The organism is Desulfosporosinus metallidurans, from assembly GCF_001936615.1.
Lineage (GTDB): Bacteria > Bacillota > Desulfitobacteriia > Desulfitobacteriales > Desulfitobacteriaceae > Desulfosporosinus > Desulfosporosinus metallidurans.
The window spans coordinates 1-1,865 of the sequence record NZ_MLBF01000140.1 but is presented as its reverse complement, the minus strand read 5'-3'; the positions used below and the strand labels follow the sequence as shown (position 1 = coordinate 1,865).

Genomic DNA, 1,865 nt, shown 5'->3' with positions numbered 1-1,865 from the left:
TCTATGTTTGGAGTCATTACCTTGAAAAAACACTTCTCTCAATACTGTTCCCATTGACTTTCCCATTGGACAATCACTGAGAGTAAAAAGGACGATTTTATTCGTTAAGGAATGATTTATGTCTATATCTCCTCTCATGCATCTGCTAAAGGAACTGTAAACCAAAAAGAATGTTCATCTTGCCGGGAAATTAAACCGACCTCCCCCCGGTGTTGGTCAATAATTTCTTTGATAATAGCCAGTCCTAGGCCCGCTCCTCCAGTCTTGCGGTTACGGGAAGAGTCCAGACGGTAAAAACGCTCAAACACTTGATCCGCTTTGTCGTCAGGAATGGGTTGCCCCAAATTTGTCACAACCACTTTGTAAATATGGCCCTCCTTTTTTCCCTCGATTTTCACCCATCCACCCCGGTCATATTGCAGGACATTTTTCAGCAGGTTGGTGATAACCTGTTTAATCCCCTCCCTATTTCCTAATATATCAGCAGCCTGGATATTAGCCGCTACTTTTATTTCCCTGTTATTCAATTCAAGTTCAAAACTTTTAAGCGTTGTTTCAAGGACATTCTCCACGGAGATTTTCTGCAGTTCGCCCTGCCCCAGCCTTTTCGATTCCCAAATATTTAACTGATGAAGTTCCTCCACCAAACCGGTCAAATGCAGCGCTTCTTCATGCAATGAGCGGTAAAGCTCCGGTTCGCCCTGAATGACGCCAGTGCTTAAAGCTTCCAGATACCCTGTAATATTAGTGAGCGGCGTCCTCAGTTCATGCGCTATGTCGCTCACCATTTTTTTGCGGAGTTCCTCTGTTTGCTGTAACTTGGAGGATAAATGATTGAAGTCAGAGATAAGGCGGCCAATTTCATCTTCGGACGGAATTTCCCGGCAAGGCTGAAACTCCCCTCTTGCCATCTTTTGAGCCGAAGTTCCCAAGTGCTGCAACGGTAAGATCAGCTTCCTTACCAGAAAATAGTATAGGATACCAGCCACGATGACCGCCAGGATACTCGCTCGTATAAGATAAAACTGCATCGTCCGGTCAAACAAATTACTCGATGCTCCGTCGGCAACCTGATACTGCTTGGAAAGCAAACAGGCAAAATCTTTTACGGAAACGCCCGCCAGCCAAATCACAATCGCAATGATCAGCAGATTAATCAAAATTAATTTGGCAAGAATACTTCTTCGCCAAAAAAACCAGTTCTTAGAAGGCAACAAAGCGATACCCCATTCCCCTGATCGTTTCAATAATTTCGCTATCACCGTCATATTTAAGCTTTTCCCGTAATTTGCCGATATGCACGTCGACTATTCTTTCCGTAACAATTTTTTCCTGATTCGGATAAAGTTCTTCTACAATTTGTTCTCTGGTCAAAATCTGGTTAGGATGCCTCATGAGAAAATACATCAAACGAAATTCATGGTGCGTCAAAACAATGGGTTCTCCCTTGCAATGAATTTCGCCCCTTAACGGTTTCAGAGTGAGTCCCCGGTAGGTTATTTTGCTGCAGTGCTGAGCGGTCCGCCGTAAGACTACCTCGACTCTTGTAACAAGCTGGCGGATTTTAGCATCGTCTTCGACAATTAAAACAGACTTCCCCTTAGTGTTCATGAACATACACCTCCATCCGCTCGCTATAAATCCTGAACCATTACATCTGAGCTCCGTTAACCCTTAAAACAATAGCCTTATTTTAGCGTACCCAACATCTCTTGCATCGAATCGTAGGTCATAGGTCCGACAATTTTCTCTCGAATCACTCCCTGAGTATCAATAATAAAACTGGCAGGAATCGATGATACATCGTACAACCGGGCTGCTTCCCCGTTTTCGTCCAGAAGCACTGGGAATGTAATACCGTACGT

General features: G+C 44.0%; 3 protein-coding genes. All 3 read right to left on the bottom strand.

Annotated features, from left to right (window positions below; genetic code table 11):
* Nucleotides 1–134: 134 nt before the first annotated feature.
* Nucleotides 135–1,268 (bottom strand): sensor histidine kinase, encoded by a 1,134-nt coding sequence (locus DSOL_RS25965; RefSeq protein WP_083643091.1) that lies wholly within the window; start codon nucleotides 1,266–1,268, stop codon nucleotides 135–137.
* Entirely contained in the window at nucleotides 1,204–1,611 is a 408-nt protein-coding gene (locus DSOL_RS25960; RefSeq protein WP_139314636.1) for a winged helix-turn-helix domain-containing protein, read from the bottom strand. The genes DSOL_RS25965 and DSOL_RS25960 overlap by 65 nt, the downstream gene beginning before the upstream one ends.
* A gap of 77 nt (nucleotides 1,612–1,688) precedes the next feature.
* Nucleotides 1,689–1,856, bottom strand: a complete 168-nt coding sequence (locus DSOL_RS25955) for a peroxiredoxin family protein (RefSeq protein WP_083642769.1) — start codon at nucleotides 1,854–1,856, stop codon at nucleotides 1,689–1,691.
* Between the last annotated feature and the right edge of the window lie 9 nt (nucleotides 1,857–1,865).